Annotated in this window: 26 protein-coding genes, 2 tRNA genes and 1 riboswitch; of the genes, 12 read left to right on the plus strand and 16 right to left on the minus strand. The window is 71.8% G+C overall.

Annotation, left to right across the window (positions count from 1 at the left end):
* Nucleotides 1-78 precede the first annotated feature (78 nt).
* The 3 genes from ACFVAJ_RS15530 to ACFVAJ_RS15540 all read left to right on the plus strand — a co-directional run bounded on the left by ACFVAJ_RS15530 (nucleotide 79) and on the right by ACFVAJ_RS15540 (nucleotide 2064).
* The gene (locus ACFVAJ_RS15530; protein ID WP_376945617.1) at nucleotides 79-954 is read left to right on the plus strand and encodes an acyl-CoA thioesterase; all 876 of its coding nucleotides are present in this window, start codon (nucleotides 79-81) and stop codon (nucleotides 952-954) included.
* A 97-nt stretch (nucleotides 955-1051) separates the two neighbouring features.
* On the plus strand, nucleotides 1052-1537 hold the full coding sequence (locus tag ACFVAJ_RS15535) for a Rieske (2Fe-2S) protein (RefSeq protein WP_376945619.1): 486 nt from the start codon (nucleotides 1052-1054) through the stop codon (nucleotides 1535-1537).
* Between the two features lie 17 nt (nucleotides 1538-1554).
* A complete protein-coding gene (locus tag ACFVAJ_RS15540; protein WP_376945621.1) occupies nucleotides 1555-2064 on the plus strand; it encodes a hypothetical protein in 510 nt (169 codons plus the stop codon).
* 71 nt (nucleotides 2065-2135) lie between these two features.
* Here the strand turns inward: ACFVAJ_RS15540 and ACFVAJ_RS15545 are convergent, their stop codons facing one another.
* The 4 genes from ACFVAJ_RS15545 to ssb form a co-directional block, all read right to left on the minus strand.
* Nucleotides 2136-2615 (minus strand): acyl-CoA thioesterase, encoded by a 480-nt coding sequence (locus ACFVAJ_RS15545; RefSeq protein WP_376945623.1) that lies wholly within the window; start codon nucleotides 2613-2615, stop codon nucleotides 2136-2138.
* Nucleotide 2616: 1 nt separating this feature from the next.
* Nucleotides 2617-4299 carry an energy-dependent translational throttle protein EttA gene (ettA, locus tag ACFVAJ_RS15550; protein ID WP_376945625.1) on the minus strand — a complete coding sequence of 561 codons (1683 nt, stop codon included), beginning with the start codon at nucleotides 4297-4299 and terminating at the stop codon, nucleotides 2617-2619.
* A 53-nt stretch (nucleotides 4300-4352) separates the two neighbouring features.
* Nucleotides 4353-4847 carry a DUF6993 domain-containing protein gene (locus ACFVAJ_RS15555; protein ID WP_376945627.1) on the minus strand — a complete coding sequence of 165 codons (495 nt, stop codon included), beginning with the start codon at nucleotides 4845-4847 and terminating at the stop codon, nucleotides 4353-4355.
* 90 nt (nucleotides 4848-4937) lie between these two features.
* Complete coding sequence (gene ssb, locus ACFVAJ_RS15560; RefSeq protein WP_376945628.1) at nucleotides 4938-5498, minus strand: single-stranded DNA-binding protein; 561 nt, start codon at nucleotides 5496-5498, stop codon at nucleotides 4938-4940.
* Between the two features lie 223 nt (nucleotides 5499-5721).
* On the opposite strand from ssb, the gene ACFVAJ_RS15565 reads away from it, so the two are divergent.
* The 3 genes from ACFVAJ_RS15565 (at nucleotide 5722) to ACFVAJ_RS15575 (ending at nucleotide 7809) form a co-directional block, all read left to right on the plus strand.
* Nucleotides 5722-6729, plus strand: coding sequence for an aldo/keto reductase (locus ACFVAJ_RS15565; protein ID WP_376945630.1), 1008 nt, complete (start codon nucleotides 5722-5724; stop codon nucleotides 6727-6729).
* A gap of 70 nt (nucleotides 6730-6799) precedes the next feature.
* Nucleotides 6800-7048 (plus strand): hypothetical protein, encoded by a 249-nt coding sequence (locus tag ACFVAJ_RS15570; protein WP_376945632.1) that lies wholly within the window; start codon nucleotides 6800-6802, stop codon nucleotides 7046-7048.
* A 77-nt stretch (nucleotides 7049-7125) separates the two neighbouring features.
* Complete coding sequence (locus ACFVAJ_RS15575) at nucleotides 7126-7809, plus strand: hypothetical protein (RefSeq protein WP_376945634.1); 684 nt, start codon at nucleotides 7126-7128, stop codon at nucleotides 7807-7809.
* A gap of 57 nt (nucleotides 7810-7866) precedes the next feature.
* On the opposite strand, the gene nadE is transcribed toward ACFVAJ_RS15575, so the two are convergent.
* Nucleotides 7867-8688 carry an ammonia-dependent NAD(+) synthetase gene (nadE, locus tag ACFVAJ_RS15580; RefSeq protein ID WP_376945636.1) on the minus strand — a complete coding sequence of 274 codons (822 nt, stop codon included), beginning with the start codon at nucleotides 8686-8688 and terminating at the stop codon, nucleotides 7867-7869.
* A 136-nt stretch (nucleotides 8689-8824) separates the two neighbouring features.
* On the opposite strand from nadE, the gene ACFVAJ_RS15585 reads away from it, so the two are divergent.
* The 6 genes from ACFVAJ_RS15585 to ACFVAJ_RS15610 all read left to right on the plus strand — a co-directional run bounded on the left by ACFVAJ_RS15585 (nucleotide 8825) and on the right by ACFVAJ_RS15610 (nucleotide 12666).
* Nucleotides 8825-10042, plus strand: a complete 1218-nt coding sequence (locus ACFVAJ_RS15585) for a cation:proton antiporter (RefSeq protein WP_376945638.1) — start codon at nucleotides 8825-8827, stop codon at nucleotides 10040-10042.
* 30 nt (nucleotides 10043-10072) lie between these two features.
* Nucleotides 10073-10148: transfer RNA gene (locus ACFVAJ_RS15590), tRNA-Arg, on the plus strand.
* Between the two features lie 43 nt (nucleotides 10149-10191).
* A complete protein-coding gene (orn, locus tag ACFVAJ_RS15595) occupies nucleotides 10192-10818 on the plus strand; it encodes an oligoribonuclease (RefSeq protein ID WP_376945640.1) in 627 nt (208 codons plus the stop codon).
* Nucleotides 10819-10862: 44 nt separating this feature from the next.
* Nucleotides 10863-10938 (plus strand) — tRNA-His (locus tag ACFVAJ_RS15600).
* Between the two features lie 99 nt (nucleotides 10939-11037).
* A complete protein-coding gene (locus ACFVAJ_RS15605) occupies nucleotides 11038-11385 on the plus strand; it encodes a metallopeptidase family protein (RefSeq protein ID WP_376945642.1) in 348 nt (115 codons plus the stop codon).
* Nucleotides 11386-11409: 24 nt separating this feature from the next.
* Nucleotides 11410-12666, plus strand: a complete 1257-nt coding sequence (locus ACFVAJ_RS15610; RefSeq protein ID WP_376945646.1) for a hypothetical protein — start codon at nucleotides 11410-11412, stop codon at nucleotides 12664-12666.
* A 9-nt stretch (nucleotides 12667-12675) separates the two neighbouring features.
* Here the strand turns inward: ACFVAJ_RS15610 and ACFVAJ_RS15615 are convergent, their stop codons facing one another.
* The 11 genes from ACFVAJ_RS15615 to gatC all read right to left on the minus strand — a co-directional run bounded on the left by ACFVAJ_RS15615 (nucleotide 12676) and on the right by gatC (nucleotide 22635).
* Nucleotides 12676-12933 (minus strand): hypothetical protein, encoded by a 258-nt coding sequence (locus tag ACFVAJ_RS15615; protein WP_376945648.1) that lies wholly within the window; start codon nucleotides 12931-12933, stop codon nucleotides 12676-12678.
* A gap of 56 nt (nucleotides 12934-12989) precedes the next feature.
* A complete protein-coding gene (locus ACFVAJ_RS15620; protein ID WP_376945650.1) occupies nucleotides 12990-13586 on the minus strand; it encodes an AAA family ATPase in 597 nt (198 codons plus the stop codon).
* Nucleotides 13583-14380: an energy-coupling factor transporter transmembrane component T family protein gene (locus ACFVAJ_RS15625; RefSeq protein WP_376945652.1), complete on the minus strand. Its 798-nt coding sequence runs from the start codon at nucleotides 14378-14380 to the stop codon at nucleotides 13583-13585. Before ACFVAJ_RS15625 ends, ACFVAJ_RS15620 begins: the two co-directional genes overlap by 4 nt.
* On the minus strand, nucleotides 14377-15921 hold the full coding sequence (locus tag ACFVAJ_RS15630; protein WP_376945654.1) for an ABC transporter ATP-binding protein: 1545 nt from the start codon (nucleotides 15919-15921) through the stop codon (nucleotides 14377-14379). The genes ACFVAJ_RS15625 and ACFVAJ_RS15630 overlap by 4 nt, the downstream gene beginning before the upstream one ends.
* Before the next feature lie 2 nt (nucleotides 15922-15923).
* Nucleotides 15924-16559 (minus strand): ECF transporter S component, encoded by a 636-nt coding sequence (locus tag ACFVAJ_RS15635; protein ID WP_376945656.1) that lies wholly within the window; start codon nucleotides 16557-16559, stop codon nucleotides 15924-15926.
* 38 nt (nucleotides 16560-16597) lie between these two features.
* Nucleotides 16598-16707, minus strand: a riboswitch (TPP riboswitch).
* Nucleotides 16708-16772: 65 nt separating this feature from the next.
* Entirely contained in the window at nucleotides 16773-17108 is a 336-nt protein-coding gene (locus ACFVAJ_RS15640) for a hypothetical protein (RefSeq protein ID WP_376945658.1), read from the minus strand.
* A 10-nt stretch (nucleotides 17109-17118) separates the two neighbouring features.
* The gene (locus ACFVAJ_RS15645; RefSeq protein WP_376945660.1) at nucleotides 17119-18477 is read right to left on the minus strand and encodes a DNA polymerase IV; all 1359 of its coding nucleotides are present in this window, start codon (nucleotides 18475-18477) and stop codon (nucleotides 17119-17121) included.
* 69 nt (nucleotides 18478-18546) lie between these two features.
* On the minus strand, nucleotides 18547-19167 hold the full coding sequence (locus tag ACFVAJ_RS15650; protein ID WP_376945662.1) for a hypothetical protein: 621 nt from the start codon (nucleotides 19165-19167) through the stop codon (nucleotides 18547-18549).
* 116 nt (nucleotides 19168-19283) lie between these two features.
* On the minus strand, nucleotides 19284-20804 hold the full coding sequence (gene gatB, locus ACFVAJ_RS15655; RefSeq protein WP_376945664.1) for an Asp-tRNA(Asn)/Glu-tRNA(Gln) amidotransferase subunit GatB: 1521 nt from the start codon (nucleotides 20802-20804) through the stop codon (nucleotides 19284-19286).
* Nucleotides 20804-22339 (minus strand): Asp-tRNA(Asn)/Glu-tRNA(Gln) amidotransferase subunit GatA, encoded by a 1536-nt coding sequence (gene gatA, locus ACFVAJ_RS15660; protein WP_376945666.1) that lies wholly within the window; start codon nucleotides 22337-22339, stop codon nucleotides 20804-20806. Before gatA ends, gatB begins: the two co-directional genes overlap by 1 nt.
* Complete coding sequence (gatC, locus tag ACFVAJ_RS15665) at nucleotides 22336-22635, minus strand: Asp-tRNA(Asn)/Glu-tRNA(Gln) amidotransferase subunit GatC (protein ID WP_376945668.1); 300 nt, start codon at nucleotides 22633-22635, stop codon at nucleotides 22336-22338. Before gatC ends, gatA begins: the two co-directional genes overlap by 4 nt.
* Between the last annotated feature and the right edge of the window lie 17 nt (nucleotides 22636-22652).

A 22652-nucleotide genomic window follows, 5' to 3' on the forward strand; every position in this document is an offset into this window, starting at 1 on the left:
TACCAAGTGAGCGGGGCTGTTCCGGCTGGCCCGCGTTCCACGGCGCCGGCGGCGGCCGCCCACCGACACGGAGGAACGATGAACGGACCCATCGACGGCCTGTTGAGCACCCTGAACCTCACCGACACCGGTGCGCGCACGACTGAGGACATCTTCACCGGTCCGTCGCAGTGGATGCCGCTCGGCCGCGTCTTCGGCGGTCAGGTGCTCGCGCAGTCGATCGTCGCCGCCCTGCACACCGTGCCCGAAGACCGGAACATCCACTCGATGCACGGGTACTTCCTGCGCCCCGGCGATGTCGCGCACCCCATCACCTTCTCGGTCGACCGCATCCACGACGGACGCTCGTTCTCGACCCGCCGCACCCAGGCCTACCAGCACGGCGAGCCGATCCTCTCGCTCATCGCCTCCTTCCAGACCCACGACGACGGCGTCGAGCACCAGCTCGACATGCCCGAGGGCCTGCCCGACCCCGAGACGCTGCCGTCGACCGCCGAGGTGCTGGGCAAGTTCGACCACGACGTCGCCCGGTACTGGTCGAACGAGCGCGCCTTCGACGTGCGGCACGTGCCGTCGCCGATCTACCTCAGCGTCGACGGCGACCGCTCGCCCCACCAGGCCGTGTGGATGAAGGCCTTCGGGCGCCTCCCCGACGACCCGAAGCAGCACCGGGCGGCGCTCGCCTACGCGAGCGACTACTCGATCCTCGAGCCGGTGCTGCGCGCGCACGGCATCGCCTGGGCGACTCCCGGGCTGAAGGTCGCGAGCCTCGACCACGCCATGTGGTGGCACCGCGACGCCCGCGTCGACGAGTGGCTGCTCTACGTGCAGGAGTCGCCGTCGGCGAGCGGCGGCCGCGGGCTCTCGCTCGGCCGCGTGTACACGCGCAACGGAGTGCTCGTCGCGAGCGTCGCCCAGGAGGGCATGGTGCGGGTGCCCGCGCCGCGCGACTGAACGGTTGCTGTGCAATCCCGGCGCCGGGCGTGTCGGTGCTCCACAATGGGGGCAGTGGGCGCACCACGGCGTCCGGAGCGGGCGAAGGAGTTCGACGATGACGGAACCCAGCGATCTGACGCGACGTGCAGTGCTCACCATCGGTTCAGTCGGCGCGGTCGGCAGCGCCCTCGCCATGGCGGGGTGCGCGGCGGATGACCCGGACGGCAGCCCGAGCCCGAGCGTCGAGCCGACGCTCGAAGACGAGCCCACGGCGACGACCGGCCCCGAACCCGATGCGCCGGCCCTCGGCGACGATGTCGGCGCCCTCGCCGACGTGCCGGTGGGCGGCAGCATCGACGCGACGATCGACGGCGAGCCCGCGCTCATCGCCCAGCCGACGGCCGGGCAGGTGGTCGCGTTCAGCGCGATCTGCACGCACCAGCAGTGCGTCGTGGCCGCGGCCGGCGAGGAGTTCCACTGCCCCTGCCACGGCTCGATCTACGAGGCCGCCACCGGCGAGGTGGTGCAGGGCCCCGCGATCGACCCGCTGACGCCCATCGCCGTCGCCGTCTCGGGCGACCGGATCGTCACGGCCTCCTGAGGCCCGGGGCGATCGAGATGGAGTACAGCTTCGCCGGGCTCCCCCTCCACGTGCTGCTCGTGCACGCCGTCATCGTGCTCACGCCGCTCGTGGGGCTCCTCCTCGTCGTGCTCGCCGCCTGGCCCGCTGCACGACGGGTGCTCTGGCTGCCCGCCCTGCTCGGCGCGGCGCTGATCCTGCCGCTCGGCCTCATCACCGTCGAGGCCGGCAAGTGGCTCAAGGACCGGGTTCCCGAGGCGCCCCTCATCCAGCAGCACACCGGCATGGGCGAGGACCTCACGCCGTGGCTCATCGCGCTGCTCGTGGTGGCCGTGCTCATCGCGGTCTGGGCGCTCGTGGAGCGCGCGGACTCGCGGCGCGCGAGCGGCGGGATGTCACGAGGTCTCCGCATCGGGGTCGCCGTCGTGCTCGTCCTCGCGTCGCTGACCGTCGCGATCGGTGCGACCGTGACGCTGGTGCGCATCGGCGAGGCCGGCAGCCGTGCCGTCTGGGAGGGCTCGTTCAGCGAGGATCCGCTCGAGCGCTGAGCCGACGCTGCCGGGGTCGCGCCCACGCCGTCCCGATCAGCGACGGGAAGGCGGGATCGGGAGTCGTCCGCTCAGCGTCGACGGAAGCTGATCGTCTCCTCGAGGTACGGAGTCCAGGCCTCGCGCTCCTCGTCGGTCATGCGTCGGGGTCGATCGCTCGCAGCGTCGACGAGCACGATGGTCGTGACCGCACGCGTGTAGCGCACGCGCGGCTCGACCCCGACCGGTGAGAACACCTCGTAGCAGACGTCGAGGCTCGCACCGCCCATGTGCCCGATCCAGAGTTCGATGTCGAGGGGCAGCCGCTGGTACGGGATCGGCGAGAGGTACTCGATCTCCTGCCGCGCGATCAGCGTGATCGTCGTCGACCCGGGGGTCGCGTCGATGACCGCCGTCGATGCACCGACCGCATGCTCGGCGGTGCCGTGCTCGTCGACCCAGAACGCCTGGATGCGAGCCTCCTCGAGGAGGCTCAGCATCCGGGCGTTGTTCACGTGCCCGTAGGCGTCGAGGTCGCTCCACCGCAACGGGGTGGGCACGTGCAGGCGCATCTCAGTCCCGCGTCAGCTTGCGGTAGGTCGAGCGGTGGGGCTTCGCGGCGTCGGCGCCGAGACGCTCGACCTTGTTCGCCTCGTAGGCCTCGAAGTTGCCCTCGAACCAGTGCCAGTTCGCCGGGTTCTCCTCGGTGCCCTCGTAGGCGAGGATGTGCGTCGCGATGCGGTCGAGGAACCACCGGTCGTGGGTGATGACCACGGCGCAGCCGGGGAACTCGAGGAGCGCGTTCTCGAGGCTCGACAGGGTCTCGACGTCGAGGTCGTTGGTCGGCTCGTCGAGCAGCAGCAGGTTGCCGCCCTGCTTGAGCGTGAGCGCGAGGTTCAGGCGGTTGCGCTCACCGCCCGAGAGGATGCCGGCGCGCTTCTGCTGGTCGGGCCCCTTGAAGCCGAAGGTCGAGACGTACGCACGGCTCGGCACCTCGACCTTGCCCACCTGGATGTAGTCGAGGCCGTCGGACACGACCTCCCAGAGCGACTTGTTCGGGTCGATGCCGCCACGGGTCTGGTCGACGTACGAGATCTGCACGGTCTCGCCGATCTTGACCGAGCCGCCGTCGCTCGGCTCGAGGCCGACGATGGTCTTGAAGAGCGTGGTCTTGCCGACGCCGTTCGGGCCGATGATGCCGACGATGCCGTTGCGGGGCAGCGAGAAGCTGAGCCCGTCGATGAGGACCCGGTCGCCGAAGCCCTTCTTGAGGTTCTTGACCTCGAGCACGATGTCGCCGAGGCGGGGACCGGCCGGGATCTGGATCTCCTCGAAGTCGAGCTTCCGCGTGCGCTCGGCCTCCGACGCCATCTCTTCATAGCGGGCGAGGCGCGCCTTCGACTTGGCCTGACGGCCCTTGGCGTTGGAGCGGACCCACTCGAGCTCCTCCTTCAGGCGCTTGGCGAGCTTCGCGTCCTTCTTGCCCTGGACGGTGAGGCGCTCCTGCTTCTTCTCGAGGTAGGTCGAGTAGTTGCCCTCGTAGGGGTAGAGCCGGCCGCGGTCGACCTCGCAGATCCACTCGGCGACGTGGTCGAGGAAGTACCGGTCGTGGGTGACGGCGAGCACGGCGCCGGGGTACTTGGCGAGGTGCTGCTCGAGCCAGAGCACGCTCTCGGCGTCGAGGTGGTTGGTGGGCTCGTCGAGGAGCAGCAGGTCGGGCTTCTGCAGCAGCAGCTTGCAGAGGGCGACGCGTCGCTTCTCACCGCCCGAGAGCACCGAGACCTGCTCGTCGCCCGGGGGGCAGCGCAGTGCGTCCATCGCTTGCTCGAGCTGGGAGTCGAGGTCCCACGCGTCGGCGGCGTCGATCTCCTCCTGCAGGGTGCCCATCTCGGCGAGCAGCGCGTCGAAGTCGGCGTCGGGCTCGGCCATCAGCAGCGAGATCTCGTTGAAGCGGTCGAGCTTGGCCTTGATCGGGCCGACGCCCTCCTGCACGTTCTCGAGCACGGTCTTCGACTCGTCGAGCTCGGGCTCCTGCATGAGGATGCCGACCGAGTAGCCGGGCGTGAGCTTCGCCTCGCCGTTCGACGGCTGGTCGAGGCCGGCCATGATCTTCAGGATCGTCGACTTGCCGGCGCCGTTCGGGCCGACGACGCCGATCTTCGCCCCGGGGAGGAACGCCATGGTCACGTCGTCGAGGATGACCTTGTCGCCCACCGCCTTGCGCGCGCGAACCATCGAGTAAATGTAATCAGCCAAGATCTTCCCTCAAACCCCATGCGGTAGCGGCCGAACGCGGCCCGCCGTGTCGCCTACCAGTCTATGGGGCGAGTCTCGCCGACGAGACAGTCGCCGGTGCCGAGCGCCGGACGCACCGCGCCGTGGTACCCGCCGGACTTCGGCCCGTACTGCCCGACGAGGCACTCGTCCTGGAAGAGCACCGCGAACTGCACCGAGTCGGCGTCGAGGTCGACGGTCGTGCGATCGGCGGTGACCTCCATCGCCGCCTTGTCGAAGCCCGCGGCCACGAGCGCGTCGATGAAGTCGCGCCCGCCGGCCTCGGCGTTCGCCGCGACGACGGCCGCGTTCACGGAGTCGAAGAAGGCCAGGTTCTCGGAGGCGGACAGCTCGGGGCGGAAGGTGGGCGGAGCGGTGGACGTCGGCGTCGGCGTCCCGGTCGCCGACGGCCCTTCCGAGGCGGAGGGCGACGGGTCTCCCCCGCCGAACAGGCTGCACCCGGCGAGCCCGAGCGTGAGCGCCGCTGCGGCGAGCGCGAGCGCCGTCGTGGTCCCGTTCCGCCGTGACATGCTTCCCCTCTCACCGCGGTGTCGACCGCCCGAGCCGAGTCTAGGCGGTCGGAACCGCGCAGCACCGGACGGCCGTCACCGTCACACGGCTCAGTCGCGCCCGGCGGCGGCGAAGGCGTCGAGGTCGGATGCCTCGTCGTCGCCCTCGTCGGTCGGCGAGGCCTCGAGCAGCGACCACTCGACGCTGCCGCCGTCGCCCGCTCCGTCGAACCCGCCGGCCTCGGTCGCCGACGATTCGCTCGGCGCCGAGCCGGCGTCGACCTGCCCGTCGCCCTCGCCCGAGCCGGGCCTGGGCGCCTGCACGCGGGCGTAGGTGCTCACGCACCAGGAGAGGTCGTGACCGATCGCATCGGCTTCGATCTCGACGGAGGTGCCCGACTTCGTGGCCGTCTCCCAGGCGCGCTGACGGAGCCGGCCCTGGACGATGACGCGCTCGCCCTTGCGGATCGACAGGCTCGCGTTGCGGGCGAGCTGCCGGAAGGCCGAGACCCCGTACCAGTTGGTCTCGCCGTCGGCCCACTCGCCCTTGGCCCGGTCGAAGAACCGCCGGGTCGACGCGACGCGGAAGGACGTGATGACGAGCCCGTCGCCCGTGACGTGCTGGTGGGGGTCGGTGCCGACGACGCCGGTCACCGTGATGGTGTCGCTCATGTGTACTCCTCGGTCTGGCGTCGCCGCGGATCGGCGACTCGTGGCTCCGGGACGGCCTCGTGCCGGACACCGCCCCGGAACCACGTGCCCCAATGCTCGGCGCGGGCACCGAGGCATCCGGGCGTCGCCGTCGATCTGTGCACCCGGGCGTCGCCGCCCGTGCTGTCGAGGAGAGGTGACGACGCGGGCGTCACACCGGCGCGCGCCGCCCTAGAGTGGCGGGATGCCGTACTACGCCGCCCCCGACCGCTACGACCGCATGCGCTACAACCGAGTGGGCCGGAGCGGTCTGAAGCTGCCCGCGCTCTCGCTCGGGCTCTGGCACAACTTCGGCCACGACCGCCCGTTCGAGACGCAGCGGGCGATCGTGCGACGCGCCTTCGACCTCGGCATCACCCACTTCGACCTCGCGAACAACTACGGCCCGCCGCCCGGCTCGGCCGAGGAGAACTTCGGGCGGCTGCTCGCCGGCGACCTCGCGCCCTACCGCGACGAGCTGATCGTCTCGTCGAAGGCCGGGTACGAGATGTGGCCCGGCCCGTACGGCGAATGGGGGTCGCGCAAGAACCTGCTCGCCTCGCTCGACCAGAGCCTCGGCCGGCTCGGACTCGACTACGTCGACGTCTTCTACTCGCACCGGCCCGACCCCGAGACGCCGATCGAGGAGACGATGGGCGCCCTCGCGACCGCCGTCAGGCAGGGCAAGGCGCTCTACGTCGGCATCTCGAACTACGGGCCCGACGAGACGCGCGCCGCCGCCGCCGCGCTCGCCGCGGAGGGGGTGCCGCTCCTCATCCACCAGCCGCGGTACTCGATGTTCGACCGCCACATCGAAGACGGCCTGTTCCCCGCGCTCGAGGAGGTCGGCGCTGCGAGCATCGTGTTCTCGCCGCTCGCCCAGGGCCTGCTGACCGACCGCTACCTCTCGGGCGAGGTGCCCGCGGGTTCGCGCGCGGCGACGAGCCGGTTCCTGCCCGCCGAGCGGATCAGCGCCGAGTACCTCGAGCGTGCACGGGCACTCGACGCGATCGCCCGCGAGCGCGGGCAGTCGCTCGCGCAGCTCGCGCTCTCGTGGGTGCTGCGACAGCCGCTCGTCGCGAGCGCGCTCATCGGCGCGTCGAGCGTCGCGCAGCTCGAGCAGAACGTCGCGGCGCTCGACGCCGCGCCGCTCACGAACGACGAGATCGAGCGGATCGAGCCCTTCGCGGCGCACGGCACCGCGCTCGGCTGAGGATGTCGGTGGGTGCTCCTAGCCTCTGAAGACACCCCGCAGGGCCGGCTGCGACGTCGAGAGGAGCATCATGACGACCATCGCGCCGCAGCCGCGCATTCGAGAGCCGTTCCCCGTCGAGGTCCCCGGGCTCGCGTTCACGCCGGCGGCGCCCGGCCTCTGGCGGGTCGCCCGACCCGACGGCTCGGTGCTCGGTCATGTCGAACACCGAAGCGACGACGGCCGGTTCGCGGTGCGGCGACTCGCCTCGGGCACGCTGCGCTCGACCGAGCTCGGCGAGTTCTGGTCGGCGCGCGAGGCCGCCGAGCTCTTCCGCTGAGACGTCGGTGCGCCGCGATTCGGGGCGCGCCGCAGGGGCTCTGCCGCACGCGTCCTGGTCGGGGGTAGCCTGCGGCCATGCAGTGGTGGAACGACCTCATCTCCTGGCTCACGTCGAGCGAATCGCAGACGGCGGTGTTCGCCGCCATCGTGCTGTTCGTCTCCATCCTCGCGGCCGGGCTGCTCGCGGCCTGGATCTCGAGCGCCGCGGTGAAACGCGTCGTGGCGCAGCGCGATCGCGAGGCCAAGACGGCCGCGATCGCCGCGCTCGTCGACGCGGCGACCGAGGCATCCGTGTGGAATTCGCTCACGCCGCAGGAGCAGGTGCTCGCCGACCGCACCGTCGGTCAGGCCGACATCCTCGTCCGACTCCTGCCGATCCGCGGCTCCGACATCGCCGCCAACTGGGCCTCGCACCAGCTCCATGAGCTCAAGCGCGCGTCGGCGACCTTCGGCTATCAGCTCGACCCCGCGGTGGTCGAGTTCCGCGACCGCCTGCTCGAATGGCAGCGTCACCCGTCGCGCACCAAGCGACAGTTCCAGAACGACCTCGTGCGGTGGCGCACCCAGCGCGACGAGACGCCCGAGCAGTCGACGATCGACGATCAGGAGGCGTGGGTCGCCCAGCAGCACCACGACCGCTACCGCGATGCCGTGACGATCGCCGACACGGCCGAGGCGTCGACCGCGCCGACGCCGACGGTCGCGACCGACGGCACCGGCCCGACGGCGACGCTGCCCGTCTCGGACGCGCAGCGCTGATCGACGCCGGGCGCTGACGACGGTCGTCGATCAGCCCTTCATGGCGCTGATCGCGGCTCAGCGCCACCACTCGTCGAACTTCGACACCGGCACGGTGCGCTTGTGCCGCGTCTGCAGGAACCGCGCCTCGAGCTTCTCGGCGACGTCGGGGGCGATCTCCTCGCCCTCGAGGTAGGCGTCGATGTCGGCGTAGCGCAGACCGAGGTTCGCCTCGTCCGACTGCCCGGGCTGCCCGTCGAGGAGATCGGCGGTGGGCACCTTGAGGTACAGGCGCTCGGGGGCGCCGAGCGATTCGAGCAGGGCGCGCCCCTGCCGCTTGGTGAGCCCGCTGAGGGGCAGGACGTCGGCGCCGCCGTCGCCGAACTTCGTGAAGAAGCCGGTGATCGCCTCGGCCGCGTGGTCGGTGCCCACCACGAGCAGGGCGCCCTCGCCGGCGATGGCGTACTGGGCGACCATCCGCATCCTGGCCTTCACGTTGCCCTTGCCGAAGTCGCTCATCGGTTCGCCGAGCGCCGTCTCGAAGTCGGTCGCGACGCCGTCGACACCGCCCTTGATGTTGAAGACGACCGTCTCCTGCGGCTCGATGAACTCGAGGGCGAGCTGCGCGTCGTCCTCGTCGTGCTGCACCCCGTACGGCAGTCGGACGGCCACGAACCGCGCGTCGACGCCGTCGGCGACGAGCTCGTCGACCGCGACCCGGCAGAGCCGCCCGGCGAGCGAGGAGTCCTGCCCGCCGCTGATGCCGAGCACCAGTCCCTTCGCGCGGGTGGCCCGCAGGTAGTCCTTCAGGAAGTCGATGCGCGCGCGCACCTCGGCGGCGGGATCGACGGTCGGGCTGACGTTGAGCTCGGCGATGATTCGCGCCTGCAGGTCTCGCATGCCCCGACGATACCGCCGTCGTGTTTCACGGAGGAAACACGGCCCGCGCGTCACGTTCGGGCGGCCGCGCCGGCGAGTGGGCGAACAGCCGTTCCACTAGCATCACGACAGGGATCCGCCCCGCTCAGGAGGTCACGTGGAAGTCTCGATCGGCACGATGGTGCTCGTGCCGGCGATCGCGGTCGTCGCGCCGTTGCTCGTTCGCGGGCTCGGCCGGTGGGTCGCGATCCCGCTCGTCGTGTTCGAGATCGTGCTGGGCCTGCTGCTCGGGCCGGCGGTGCTCGGCTGGGTGGTGCCCGACGACTTCATGGGCCTCATCGCCGAGTTCGGCCTGGCCATGCTCTTCTTCCTCGCAGGCAACGAGATCGATTTCCGGGCCATCCGCGGCCGGCCGTTGAACCGGGCCACGATCGGCTGGATCATCTCGCTCGCCGCGGGCGTCGGCATCGCCGCCCTCTTCGCACCCGACCTTCCGGCGGCGGCGTTCATCGGCATCGCCCTCACCTCGACGGCGCTCGGCACGATCATGCCGGTACTGCGCGACTCCGGCGACCTCACGACGCCGTTCGGCATCTCCGTGCTCGCGCTCGGCGCCGTCGGCGAGTTCGGGCCGCTGCTCGCGATCTCGCTGTTCCTCAGCGGGCGATCGCCGCTCGTCGCGGCGATCGTGCTGCTCGGCTTCGCGGTGGTCGCGGGGATCGCCATCTGGCTTGCGGCCAAGGGCGTCGGCAAGCGGATGCACCAGGTGATCACGGCGACGCTGCACACGAGCGGTCAGTTCGCCGTGCGCCTCGTGATCTTCGTGCTCCTCGCGCTCGTCGCGCTGAGCATCGTGCTCGACCTCGACATGCTGCTCGGCGCCTTCACCGCGGGCGTGCTCTACCGCCTGCTCCTCGTCGGGGCCCCGAAGCACGACGCGGAGGCCATCGAGTCCAAGCTCGAGGGCGTCGGGTACGGCTTCCTCGTGCCGATCTTCTTCATCAACACGGGCGTCACCTTCGATCTCGAGGCGCTCTTCGCCGACGGCCGGACGCTCGCGATGCTGCCGATCTTCGTCATGCTCCTGCTCGTGATCCGCGGCCTCCCCTCGCTCCTCGCCGCCCCGCCGGGGTCGGGCCCCCGCGACCTCGCCGCGACCGCACTGTTCGGCGCGACCGGGCTGCCGATCATCGTCGCCGTGACGGCGATCGGCGTCGACGCCGGCGACCTCGAGAGCGGCACGGCCGCCGCGCTCGTCGGTGCGGGCATGATCTCGGTGCTGCTGTTCCCCCTCATCGCCCTCGCACTCCGCAAGCGCGGAGGCTCACGACGGCGTACGCGCACCGACGACGTGCAGGTGCCGACCGAGGGATGACCTCCTTCGCCCGGTATGCTTGCCGGGACCGCCCCCGTAGCTCAGCGGATAGAGCAGGAGCCTTCTAATCTCTTGGTCGCAGGTTCAATTCCTGCCGGGGGCACCACTGGCGCAACGGGCGTGTCGGCACGCCCCGGTAGACTCGCCGCATGGCTTCTTCGAGCGACCGACTGGTCTGGATCGACTGCGAGATGACCGGGCTCGACCTCGAGGTCGATGAGCTGGTCGAGATCGCGGTCGTCATCACCGACTACGACCTCAATCCCGTCGATGCCGGGATCAGCATCGTCATCAAGCCCGATGCGAGCGCGCTCGAATCGATGGGCGAGTTCGTCCGTCGCATGCACACCGAGTCCGGCCTCATCGAGGAGATCCCGAACGGGGTCAGTCTCGCCGACGCCGAGTACCAGGTGCTCGAGTACGTGCTGCAGCATGTTCCCGACGAGCAGAAGGCGCCGCTCGCCGGCAACTCGATCGGCACCGACCGGGCGTTCCTCACGAAGTTCATGCCGCGGCTCGACGCGCACCTGCACTACCGCAACGTCGACGTCTCGTCGATCAAAGAGCTGGCCAAGCGGTGGTTCCCGCGCGCCTACTTCAATGCGCCGGCCAAGAACGGCGGCCACCGCGCCCTCGCAGACATCCTCGAGTCGATCCGCGAACTGCACTACTACCGGCGCGCCGTGTTCGTCGCCGACCCCGGGCCCGCGAGCCACGAACTCCAGGCACTCGCCGCCGAGGTGGTCGCCGAGTTCGAGCAGAGGCAGAAGGTGTAGTACGCTCTTCTAGTTGCCTGATCGCCACGGCGGTCCGACACATGGTGGGTATAGCTCAGTTGGTAGAGCGCCTGGTTGTGGTCCAGGAGGTCGCGGGTTCAAGCCCCGTTACTCACCCCAAGTCCGCGAAGCGCGGGTCCCCTGCGGGCCCGCGCTTCGCGCTTTCACCGGACCGACGCACGACCGATCGCAACGACGCACCATCGACGGAGGAGATTCGTGGAACTCGATGCCGAAGCCTTCGAGGCGCTCGTCGTCGATGAACTCGACCAGCTGCCCGACGACATGGTCGACGGGCTCGAGAACGTCGTGTTCGTGGTCGAGGACCGCCCCGAGGACGGGTCGCTCGACCTGCTCGGGCTCTACGACGGCTTCGCGCTCACCGAGCGCGACCGCTACGGCTTCGGCGAGATGCCCGACCGGATCATCCTCTACCGCGAATCGCTGCTCGCGATCTGCGAGACCGAAGACGAACTGCGCGACGAGATCCACGTGACCCTCGTGCACGAGATCGCCCATTTCTACGGGATCGACGACGACCGGCTCCACGAGCTGGGCTGGGCGTGATTCCCGCACCGTTACGCTGATTCCATGAGTCTCTCCCCCGGTCGGATCGTCGGTATCGCCCTCGGCGCCGTCGCGATCCTCGCCATCGGCGTCTACGGCCCGGCGATGCTGCTCGGCCCGCTGCCCGAAGCCACCGTCCGCGTCGACGCCGCCGCAGCGACCGCCGGCGAGCCGGCCGCGCCCATCGTGCTCCCCGACACCGGTGCGAGCGCGCTCGCGATCGTCGGCACCGATGGTGCGGCCGAGACGCTCGCCGTCGGCGGCGACACCGGAACCGTGCCGATCGGCGGCGCGGCGAAGCTCATCGCGGTGCTCGCGACCCTCGACTCGCTGCCGCTCCCGGCGACGGGGCCCGGCCCCTCGATCACGATCGGCCCCGCCGACTACACGAACTACCTCGACCACGTGAAGAACGGCAACCGCACGCTGCAGGTCTCGCCCGGCGACTCGTGGTCCGAGCGCGATGTCGTGCGTGCGACGCTGCTCGCGTCGAGCAACAACCACGCCGACACCCTCGTGCGCTGGGCGTTCGGCAGCACCGAGGCCTACGTCGACGAGGCGAACGCCTGGCTCGAGGCGAACGGATTCGAGGCGACCAGGGTCGCCGACGCCACCGGCCTCTCGGGCGACAACGTGGGCACCGCCGAAGAGCTCGCGCGCCTCGGCGCGCTCCTCTACGCCGACCCCGCGCTCACGGCGATCGTGACCGCGCCGGAGGCATCCGATTCGACGGCGCGCAACGTGCCCGACGTCATCGACCACCTCCGCGAGTCGGGCGCGCGCGCCCTCTCGCGCAGCTACACCGACCAGGCGGGCGTCTGCTTCATCTTCAGCACCGTGCTGCCCGCAGCCGACGGCGGCGAGCCCACCCGCGCCATCGGGGCGATGACGACCATGCCCGACTACGAGACGCTCGACCCGGCGGTCTCCGACGCGGTGGCCTCGGCGATCGCGGCCTCGCAGCCCGTCACGGTCATCGCCGAAGGGGGCGAGTACGGCACCGTCACGACGGCCTGGGGCGACTCGGCTGCGCTGATCGCGCGCACCGGTCGCACGGATGCCGCGTGGGGCAGTGATCCCGGCGAGGCATCCGTCGTCGTGGAGCCGTTCACGACCGCCCCCGCCGGGCGCGCCGTGGGCAGCGTGACGGTGCCGACCGCGAACGGCGACATCCGCAGCGAACTCGAACTGTCGGCCGACATCGACGACCCGGGGCCGCTGTGGCGCCTCGTCAATCCGGCACCGCTCATCGCGGCGTTCCTCGCCGGCCCGTCGAGCTGAGCGAGCGCCTCAGTCGTTCTCGTCGTCGGACTCGACCGGGTCGGAGTCGTCGGCGTCGAAGCGGAACCTGACCCGCAGCTCCCCGTTGACCTGGCGCTCGTCGACGGCGTCGTACCAGAACAGCGACTCGAGGCCGTCGACGGCCGCGACCATGCCGATGCGCCGCTCGGCCTTGCCTGAGACCAGGGCGCGGTGGTCGAACTCGCCCTCGAGCGGTCCGTCGATGAACTCTGCGACGTACTGGGCGCCGACCGAATCTGCACTCATGTGTCCACCGTAGCCCTCAGCCGGCCTTCTGCGCCCGTAGCCCCGCGTGAAACGCGTCAGTCGATCGCCGGAAGGGTGATGACGAGGTCGGCCGAGCGCAGCGGCCGCACCCGGTGCACGTAGCGCCGCCACTCGGTCTCCCAGAGATCCCAGTACGGGTCGAATCGTCCCGCGTCGCGGGCGAGCGCGCGCAGCCTGCGGGTGTCGTCGGCGGCGCGCAGCCAGACGCGCACGACGTCGGGGCGCCGGGCGACCGCCTCGAACGCGCCGCATCCCTCGAGGACGAGCGGGGACACGGGCGGCAGCACGACCGCGTCGGCGTGGCGCCCCTCCGCCCAGTCCCAGCGACGCCAGCCGCCCGGCACCCCGCGGGCGTGCCGTGCGAGCAGCGTGCGATCGAGCGACCCCGAGGCGGCGGCGAGTCCGTGCCAACCCGGGTAGACCTCGTCGAGCCGGACGAGCCGGGCGCGCCGCCCCGGCCAGCGGGCGGCGAGCTGGTCGGCGAAGGTGCTCTTGCCCGATCCGCTCGGCCCGTCGATCGCGACGATCACACCCGCGCCGCCGCCGGCGCCGGCCCGAGCGAGGACCGAACCCCGCACGGCGGCTCGCGCGAGGTGCAGCGCCGCGGCGCGGCGGTGGGCCTCGTCGGTCACGACCACACCGCGTGGAAGGTGCCGGCCCAGACCGCCGCGGCGATCGAGACGGCGGCGATCGTCACGGCGAGCACGATGAGCACGAGATCGGGCCAACCCACCGTGGAGGTGCGCGCCCACGTTCGCGGCGCCCCGCTGCCGAACCCGCGCGCCTCCATCGCCGTGGCGAGCTTCGACCCGCGGCGGATGGCGAGCACGAGCAGCGCGAACGCCATCGTCGCGAATCGCCGTAGCGCCCCGTGGTCGCCGATCCCCCGGGCTCGGCGGCTGAGCGACATCGCCTGCCAGTCCTCGATGAACAGCCCGACGAGTCGGGCGCCGGCGAGCGCCCCCAGCACGAACCGGCTCGGCAGGTGCCAGACCTGCGCCAGCCCGTCGGCGAGCTCGGTCGGGTCGACGTGCATGAAGAGCAGCACGGCGGGCAGGCCGATCGCGAGCACGCGCACGGTGACCGCGATCGCGAGCTCGATCGATCCGTCGGTGATACGGGCGAGCCAGAAGCTCCAGTACTCCTCGCCCGACGGCTGCCCGTAGAGCAGCATGCTCACCCCGGCGATCGGAGCGGCGATGAGGACCGGCCAGGCGCGACGGAGCAGCGTCGGCAGGGTGACCCCGGCGACGGCGAAGAGCACGAGCTGGATGAGGAGCGCGGTCGCCGCGCTGACCCAGTCGACGGTGAGGAGCAGCGGGGTGGTGAGCAGCATCGCCGCGGCGAGGCGACTCACGGGATTCACGCGGTCGACGAAGCGGAGGCGCGGTGCCTCCTGCTGCACGGGAAGCGCGTCGGCGCTCATGCGAACTCCCTCGCCGTCGATGCCGAGAGACCGAGGCGTTCGTCGCCGAGCTCGGCGATGAACGCGGCGTCGTGCGTGACCGAGACGAGCGCGAGCCCGTCATCCACGAGGCCGCGGAGGAGCGCGGTGAGCTCGATCCAGGTCAGGCGATCCTGACCGAAGGTCGGCTCGTCGAGAATGAGCACCGACGGCCGGGCCGCGAGCACCGCCGCGACCGAGAGACGGCGCTTCTCGCCGCCCGACAGCGTGAAGGGGTTCGCGCGGGCGAGATGATCGAGGCGGAGCCGCCCGAGGAGCTCGTCGACCCGGGCGGTGATCACGGCCTCGTCGAGCCGGAGCGCGCGGAGCCCGACCGCGAGCTCTCCCGCCACCGTCGACGCGACGAACTGGTGCTCGGGCTCCTGGAAGACCGTGCCGATGCGGGTGAGGAGCTCGCGCGAGCGCCAGGCGATCGGCTCGCGCTTGAGGCCGGCGGCGAGCATGCGGGATGCCTCGACGCGCCCCTCGAGCGGACGCAGGAGGCCGCCGAGGGTGAGTGCGAGCGTCGACTTGCCGACGCCGTTCGGCCCCGTGACCACCGTGCTGGCTCCCGCTGCGATGCCGAGGTCGAGCCCGCGCTGCACGACGGCGTTCGACCGCCGTCCGATGGCGAGTCCGCGTGCGCCGAGCGCCGGTTCGAGCGCGATGCGGCCCGCGGGTCCACCGGGCCCGCCTGGCCCGGCACCGTCGGGCACGTCGCCCGCCCGCCCGCCGACGTCGTCAGCGGCGGTGCCGGGCAGCGGGACGCCCGGCACCCAGACGCCCGCATCGAGGAGGACCTGACGCTGCGTGACGAGGACCTCGCGCGGCGCGCCGTCGGCGAGCAGGCGCCCGTCGCGTCCGAGCACGACGACCCGATCGACGAGGTCGAGCCAGACGTCGACGCGGTGCTCGACGACGACGAGCGTCGCCCGGGTGCGGTCGAGCACGCGCCCGACCGCGTCACGCACTTCGCGCACGCCGTCGGGGTCGAGGTTCGCGGTGGGCTCGTCGAGCAGCAGGAGCCCCGGACGCATCGCGATCGCCCCCGCGAGGGCGAGCCGCTGCTTCTGCCCGCCCGAGAGCGCCGAGCTCGGGTGGTCGAGGGGCAGGTCGAGGCCGACGTCGGCGAGCGACGCGCGGACGCGGGGCCAGATCTCGTCGCGCGGCACGCCGAGGTTCTCGCAGCCGAAGGCGACGTCGTCGCCGACGCGGGCGAGGATCACCTGCGAGTCGGGATCCTGGAGGACGAGTCCGGCGCGGCCCCGCGCCGCCGACGGCGCGACACCGTCGACGGTGAGTTCGCCGTACTGCTCGCCCTCGTCCTCGCCGCCGTGCACGCCGGCGAGGGCGTGGAGCAGCGTCGACTTGCCGGCCCCGGAAGGCCCGAGGAGGAGCACCCGCTCCCCCGCGTGGATGCGCAGGTCGAGCTGCTCCACGGCGGGGCGGAGCCGGGAGGCGTGACGCCATCCCCAGCCGCGCGCCTCGACCGCGGCCGGCGACGACACCGACGATTCGGGCATGCTCACACCCGCTGCGTGACGTCCTGGCCCGCGGCGAAGCGACTGAGCGCCCCGGTCGCCGCGAGGGCGCGCACGAGCAACCATCCGACGAGGCCGGCGAGCACCGCGCCCGACACGACGACGGTGCCGAAGTAGAGCGCGAGGAACTCGGCCGACTTCTGCAGGTTGCCCGAGGTGAAGAGCTCGAGCGTCCACGCGGCGGCGCCGGCCGCGGCACCCGCGAGCATCGCCTGCGTCAGGCCGAACCGGCGGTAGAGGAACAGCGCGAAGACGAGCTCGGCTCCGAGGCCCTGAGCGAGGCCCGAGTAGATCGTCTCGATGCCCCACTGGTTGCCGACGAGCGCCGAGACCATCGCGGCGACGAGTTCGACGAAGAGCGCGGCACCGGGCTTGCGGATGATGAGGCCGCCGAGGACGCCGCCGATGAGCCAGATGCCGACGGCGATACCGCCGAGCCCCGGCGTCACCGCGTCGGCGGCGACGAACCAGGCGTAGCCGATGTTGTTCCAGAACAGGAACAGGAGGCCCGTTGCGACGGCGATGACGGCGGCCACGACGATGTCGACGACGCGCCAGCGGAAGTCGCGCTTCGGCGCGGCCTCACGTGCGGACGGAGTGATGGGTGCGGTGGTGTGCACTGTCGTGCCCTTTCGATTCGTGGAAAGAGGCACGGGATATTGAGATGATCTGCCCTCCCTGCGCTGGCATGACCCAGATCAGGTTCGACGGTCGAAGGTTGAGAACCTTCCTCTCAGCCCGGCTCACCGGACTCCCGTGTTCGCAGACGAGTATACGCCCGACGAGTCGACCCGCGCCGACGCGGCAGACCGTGACGACGGTCTGCGGGGCCCTCAGCGCTTGAGCGCGCGGATGACCCAGCGCAGCGCCTTGCCGGTCACCCACACGAGCGGCGTGACGACGAGGATGAGCCCGATCAGGTTCGGCTCGAAGCGCACCTCGCCCCCGGCGCGGCCGACGTATGCGCCGAGCGGAATGGACAGGCCGCCGCCACCGCCGCCGCCGGCCTGGTCGCCGCTCTCGTCGCTGCCGCTGCCGGCGCCGAAGCCGTAGTAGCCGAGGGCCACGGGCACGACCTTGGTGCCGTCGAGGTCGACGGGCTCGCCGTACGAGGTCTTCACGCCGACACCGGCGACGGTCTCTGCCAGTTCGAGTACGAGATCAGCCATGCCCGCCACGCTACCCGCCGAACTGGGTTCGATCCACCCCTGCGCGCCCTTCGGCCGCCTCGGCTGCCTCGGCGCGTTCGGCGTCGAGGCGTGCCCGCCCCTCGGCGTCGACCGGCTTCCGGCGCATCGACGGCACCCGGGCGGCGCCCCCGTCGGCGCCGCCGGGCCGTACGAGCGCCGCCGGGCGCACCGCTCCTCGGCCGAATCGCGCGGTGACCTCGTCGACCGCGCGCTCGGCCTCGCGCCACTCCTCGTCGGGATCCCACAGCATGGCACCGCCGCCCGAGGGGCGCAGGTGCTCGGCGCGCACGCCGATCAGCCGGATGCGCGCACCGTCGCCGAGCAGTTCGGGCAGGGCCGCCTGCGCCTCGTCGTAGATGCGACGCGCGACGTCGGTGGGTTCGCCGAGCGTCCGCGAACGCGTGACCGTGCGGAAGTCGCCGTAGCGGAGCTTCAGGACGACCGTGCGGCCCACGAGGCCGGCGCGCCGCAACCGCACGGCGACGTCGTCGGACAGCCGGAGCAGTTCGCGCCGGATCTGCTCGGGGTCGGTGAGGTCGTGCCCGAAGGTCACCTCGTGGCCGATGCTCTTCTCGGATCGCGTCGTCTCGACGTCTCGCGGGTCGATGCCGTCGGCGAGCCGGGTCAGCCGTGCCGCGAGCGACGGACCGACCGCCCGCTCGAGCGCGTCGGCGGGCATCGCCGCGACATCTCCGACCGTGCGCAGCCCGAGTCGCAGGAGCGACTCCTCGGTCACCCGCCCGACGCCCCACAGCGCGGAGACGGGCAGCGGGTGCAGGAACGCCACCGTGTCGGAGGCCGGAACGACGAGCATGCCGTCGGGCTTGGCACGGCTCGAGGCGACCTTGGCGACGTACTTCGACGCGGCCACCCCGATCGAACAGGTGAGGCCGGTCTCGCGCTGCACGCGCTGACGGATCGTCCACGCGATCTCGGCGGGGCTGCCGTGCAGGCGCCGCGCGCCCGAGACGTCGAGGAACGCCTCGTCGATCGAGAGCGGTTCGACGAGCGGGGTGATCGACTCGAAGATGCCCATGACCTCTTTCGAGTACCGCGAGTAGCTCGCGTAGTCGCCGCGGAGCACGACCGCATTCGGGCAGCGCTGCAGCGCGATCGACATCGGCATCGCCGAGTTCACGCCGTAGCGGCGGGCCTCGTAGCTCGCGGCCGACACGACGCCCCGGCCCGCGGTGCCGCCGACGAGCACGGGTCTGCCGCGCAGTTCGGGTCGCTTGAGCAGTTCGACCGAGACGAAGAAGGCGTCCATGTCGACATGCAGGATCGGGGTCGCCGAATCGTCGACGGGACCCGTCGTCACCTGGCGCGACGAGCCGTCCTGCTTGCTCATGATCCGACCCTAACCGAGCCCGCCGACACCGGCCGGCCGCTGCGTGCGGCCCCGACACCGGCCGCGGGACTAGAACCCGAAGTCGCCGCCGCCGCCGAAGTCGCCGCCGCCGAAGTCGCCGAACCCGCCGAAGTCGCCACCGGAGTCGGAGCCGGCGTCGGCCGAGGCGTCGCTCGCGCCCGCGTCGGCAGCGCCGTCGGCGCCCTGGTCGGCGCCACCGGCGTCGAACGCCGAGGCGTCGGGCAGCAGCGCCTGCGCGATCGCCGATCCGACGACCACACCCGCGATCGAGCCGAGCAGCGAGCTGCCGAACATCTGGCCGAACGAGGGGCCGGCCTGGCCGGCGCGGGCGCCGCCGGCGTCGGCCCCGCGGAACGCGCGCTCCATGCTGCCGGGCGCGCGGAGCTCGGCGCGGGTGGCCGCCCGTGCGAGGGCCGACGGCTCGTCGGAGACGAGCCGCTCCCCCGCGGGCGCCTGATCGGCGAGCGAGCGGTACACGGCGGCCCGCTGCTCGGGTGTGAGCTTCGCGAAGGCCTCGGCATGCACCTGCTCGATCGACTCGGGCGGGGCGGTGCGCAGCAGGTAGCGGTAGCGCTCGAGCGCGAGCTCGTCGTCGCTCAGCCGGGCGGGCGGCGCCTGCCGCGGTGCGGGCTGCTCGGGTGCGCCGAAGAGTCGATCGAAGAATCCCATGGTGTCCTCGCTGATCGTGAAGGGAGTTCGATTCTCTCGACATTCCCCCGGAAACGGCTGAGAGCCGGGCGGACGCGGACGTCCGGCCCGGCTCTCGGCGCGACGAGCTCGGCGCGCTACTCGGCCGCGGCCGCACGCTCGAGCACGAGCTCGCGCACGCGGGCGGCGTCGGCCTTGCCCTGCATCGCCTTCATGACGGCGCCGATGACGGCACCGGCGGCCTGCACCTTGCCGTCGCGGATCTTCGCGAGCACGTCGGGCTGCGACGCGAGCGCCTGGTCGATCGCGGCGATGAGCGCCCCGTCGTCGGAGACGACGGCGAGGCCGCGGGCGTCGACGATCTCCTGCGGCGACCCCTCGCCGGCGACGACGCCCTCGAGCACCTGGCGGGCCAGGCGGTCGGTGAGCGTGCCCGCCTCGACGAGCGCCGCGAGCTCGGCGACCTGCGCCGGGGTGGCCAGCTCGACCGCGTCGCGCTCCGAGGCGTTCGCGAGGCGGGTGAGCTCACCGGTCCACCACTTGCGGGCGGCGGCGGGCGAGGCGCCGGCGGCGACCGTCTCGGCGACCTCGTTGAGGAGTCCGCTGTTCGCGACGTCCTGGAACTCGAGGTCGGTGAAGCCCCATTCGCCCTTCAGCCGACGCCGGCGGGCGGCGGGCGGCTCGGGAAGCGCTGCGCGCAGTTCGTCGATGAGCTCGGCCGAGGGCACCACGGGCACGAGGTCGGGCTCGGGGAAGTAGCGGTAGTCGTCGGCGTCGGATTTCGGACGACCGGCGCTCGTCGCGCCCGTGTCCTCGTGCCAGTGCCGCGTCTCCTGCGTGATCGTGCCGCCCTTGGCGAGGATCGCCGCCTGCCGCTGGATCTCGTAGCGGACCGCCCGTTCGATCGAGCGGAACGAGTTCACGTTCTTCGTCTCGGTGCGGGTGCCGAGCTTCTCCTGGCCGCGCGGACGCAGCGAGACGTTCGCGTCGCAGCGGAGGTTGCCGCGCTCCATGCGCGCCTCGGAGATGCCGAGCGCGAGGGCGATGTCGCGGATCGTCGCGACGTACGCCTTCGCGAGCGCCGGGGCATCCCCCTCGGCGCCGAAGATCGGACGCGTGACGATCTCGACGAGCGGCACACCCGCGCGGTTGTAGTCGACGAGCGAGTACTCGGCGCCCTGGATGCGTCCCGTCGAGCCGCCGACGTGCGTCAGCTTGCCGGCGTCCTCCTCCATGTGGGCGCGCTCGATCGGGATCATGAACGTCTTGCCGCCCTCGAGCTCGACCTCGAGCTCGCCGTCGAAGGCGATCGGCTCGTCGTACTGCGAGATCTGGTAGTTCTTCGCGAGGTCGGGGTAGAAGTAGTTCTTGCGCGCGAAGCGACTCGACTCGGCGATCGAGCAGCCGAGCGCGAGGCCCAGCGAGATCGACTTGCGCACGGCGTCGCCGTTCACGACCGGCAGCGAGCCCGGCAGGCCCAGGCACACCGGCGAGACGAGCGTGTTCGGCTCGGCGCCGTGGAACGCGGAGTTCGCCGGGTTCGGCGCCGACGAGAACATCTTCGTCGTCGTGTTCAGCTCGACGTGCACCTCGAGGCCGATCACCGGCTCGAAGAGCTCGAGGGCCTTGTCGAAGTCCATCAGTTCAGCGCGGGCCATCAGAGTGCGCCTTCCTCGGTCGCGAAGAGCTCATGTGCGGTCAGGTCGGGAGCCTTGCCCAGCAGCGGGCCGCCCCACTCGGCGACGAGCAGCTGCTCGAGCGCGCCGCCGACGTTGTACAGGCGGGCGTCCTCGCGCGCCGGCGCGAGGAACTGGATGCCCACGGGCAGGCCGTCCTCGGGCGCGAGGCCGGTCGGCACCGAGATGCCGGGCACGCCCGCGAGGTTCGCGGGGATGGTCGCGATGTCGTTGAGGTACATCGAGACGGGGTCGGCCAGCTTCTCGCCGAACTTGAACGCCGTGGTCGGCGCCGTCGGCGAGGCGAGCACGTCGACCTTCGCGAACGCCGCGTCGAAGTCGCGCTGCACGAGCGTGCGCACCTTCTGCGCGCTGCCGTAGTACGCGTCGTAGTAGCCGGCCGAGAGCGCGTAGGTGCCGAGGATGATGCGGCGCTTCACCTCGGGGCCGAAGCCCGCCTCGCGCGTCGCGGCCATGACCTGCTCGACAGTGCCGGCGCCGTCGGGCGTGACCCGCAGGCCGAACCGCACCGAGTCGAACTTCGCGAGGTTCGACGAGGCCTCGGCCGGGAGGATCAGGTAGTACGCGGCGATCGAGTACTCGAAGTGCGGGGCGCTGACCTCGACGATCTCGGCGCCGTTGCGCTCGAGGAGCTCGAGCGCCTCGTGGAAGCGCTGGCGGACGCCGGGCTGGAAGCCCTCGCCGTCGAGTTCCTTGATGACGCCGATGCGGAGGCCCGAGACATCCGCCCGCTTGACGGCCTCCGCCATCGACGGCCAGGCCATCGGCAGCGAGGTCGAGTCGAGCGGGTCGTGCCCGGCGATGACGTCGTGCAGCAGCGCCGCGTCGAGCACGGTGCGGGTGACCGGGCCGATCTGGTCGAGGCTCGAGGCCAGCGCGATCGAGCCGTAGCGGCTGACGGCGCCGTACGTCGGCTTGACGCCGACGGTGCCGGTGACGTGCGCGGGCTGGCGGATCGAGCCGCCGGTGTCGCTGCCGAGGGCGAGCGGCGCCTCGAAGGCCGCGACCGAGGCGGCCGAGCCGCCGCCGGAGCCGCCGGGGATGCGGTCGAGGTCCCACGGGTTGTGGGTCGGGCCGTAGGCCGAGTGCTCGGTCGAGGAGCCCATCGCGAACTCGTCCATGTTGGTCTTGCCGAGCGGGACGAGCCCCGCCTCGCGGACCTTCGTGACCGGGGTCGCGTCGTAGGGCGGGATCCACCCCTCGAGGATGCGCGAGCCCGAGGTCGAGGGCATGCCCTTCGTGACCAGCACGTCCTTGATGGCGATCGGCACGCCGGCGAGCGGGCCGAGCGCCTCGCCCGCGGCGCGGCGGCGGTCGATGTCGGCGGCCGTCTCGACGGCGCGCTCGCCCTCGACGTGCAGGAAGGCGTGCACCGCGCCGTCGACGGCGGCGATGCGGTCGAGGTGCGCACGCGTGGCCTCGACCGAGGAGACGTCGCCCGAGGCGAGCTTCTCGCCGAGCTCGGCGGCGGACAGGCGGATCAGTTCGTCGCTCACTGCTCTTCTCCCAGGATCGCGGTGACCACGAAGCGCGAGCCGTCGGACTCGGGGGCGCCCGCGAGCGCCTCCTCCGCGGTCAGCGTGTTGCCGACGACGTCGTCGCGGTACACGTTCTGCATCGGGATCGGGTGGCTCGTCGGCGGCACGTCGGGCGTGGCCACCTCGCTCACCTTCTCGACCGCGTGCATGATCTGGGCGAGTTCGGTCGTCAAGTGCCCGATCTCTTCGTCGGTGAGCGCGATACGTGCGAGGTTCGCGAGATGCGCGACCTGCTCCGCACTGATTTCGGACATGCTGCTCCGTCGTCTCG

Source organism: Agromyces sp. NPDC057679 (genome assembly GCF_042799635.1).
Classification (GTDB): Bacteria; Actinomycetota; Actinomycetes; order Actinomycetales; family Microbacteriaceae; genus Agromyces.